The organism is Mesorhizobium sp. M7A.F.Ca.US.014.04.1.1 (genome assembly GCF_003998745.1).
Classification (GTDB): Bacteria; Pseudomonadota; Alphaproteobacteria; order Rhizobiales; family Rhizobiaceae; genus Mesorhizobium; species Mesorhizobium ciceri.
Genome location: NZ_RZRW01000975.1, coordinates 1 through 1,372 on the forward strand (window position 1 = coordinate 1; position 1,372 = coordinate 1,372).

A 1,372-nucleotide genomic window follows, 5' to 3' on the forward strand; every position below is an offset into this window, starting at 1 on the left:
CTTCGAGGACCAGCGAACACACGCTCACGCAAACGCCGTAGGTGAAAACCAGCGATGTGAACGCCAAGAGATACTCGGTCGAAAGAATGCCGAGCAGCCAAAAGGTCGGAATGAGCACATAGCCTAGGACTTCCGAAATCGGCCCCAGCACATCAACAACCAGTATGTGACCAAAGCCGAGGAAGCCAACACGCCCATAACGGGGGTTGAAGAGCATGAAGCGGTAACGGAAGAAGCATTCGAGCGCACCGCGCTGCCAGCGCGTGCGTTGTCTGGCAAGAACGCGGAGTGACTCGGGCGCTTCGGTCCAGCACACCGGCTCAGGAATGAACTGGATGCGGTATTTGCGTTTGGTGTCCATCATGTGACGATGCAGCTTGATCACAAGATCGAGGTCCTCACCCATCGACCCACCGGTGAAGCCGCCAACCGCTACCACTTCGGCGCGGCGGAACATGCCGAAGGCGCCGGACACCAGCATCAGCGTGTTGATGCGGCTCCAGGCAAGCCGCGCCATGAGAAAGGCCCGCAGATATTCGACCACCTGAAACAGGGGCAGCAGCCGGTTCGGCAGCCGGACCTCACGCACCCTGCCACCTTCGATCCTGGACCCGTTGGCGATCCGGATCGTGCCGCCCACAGCGATGGTGCGCTCTGGATCGTCGATGAAGGGCTGCGCGGCACGCATTAGCGCATCGGGCTCGAGGATGGAATCGCCGTCGATCACGCAAAACAGCGGCGCGCGGCAGACGTTGACGCCGGCATTCTGGGCATCGGCCTTGCCGCCATTTTCCTTATCAACCACAAACAGCCGTTCGGTCATCGGCGAGGAATAGAGACCGCGGATCGGCTTGTGCGTCAGGGCCTCCTCATAGGGCCGATGGAATTTCACAAGCTTGAAGCCTTCGATAAGGCGCTGCAGAGTCTGGTCCTTCGAGCCGTCGTTTATGACGATCACCTCGAAATTCGGATATTCAAGCGCCAGCATCGAGTGCACGCTCTCGACTACGTTCACTTCCTCATTGTAGGCGGGTACCAGGAGCGCGATTGGCGGCGCGACGTCCCCATAACGGCGCCACAGCAGCGCCGAACGCGCGACTGGCGGGCGCTTGGACAGCGCGTAGGCGGCAATAATAAGCTGCAGCAGGTATACCGCCGTCTGCGCCAGCCCTGCCCCAATGATGAACCAGGACAGGATGGAGGCACCCAGGACGATCTCTTGGCTCCAGTCGAACATCAGGCGGCCGGCCCCTCGGCAAGGATCAGCGAGGCGGTGCGCTGGCGGCGCGAGACCTCGCTGGTGGCGATCTCGCGCAGCACCTGCTCTCCCTTCTGGCCGAACGAGCGGAGCGCGTTGGCGGCGGCATAGCGC

At 61.6% G+C, this 1,372-nt stretch carries 1 protein-coding gene; it reads right to left on the reverse strand.

From position 1 onward, the window contains the following. Positions 1-1,237, reverse strand: a 1,237-nt coding sequence (locus EOA22_RS33685) for a glycosyltransferase family 2 protein (protein ID WP_245478760.1), incomplete at its 3' end; no start/stop codon positions are given. Positions 1,238-1,372: the final 135 nt, after the last annotated feature.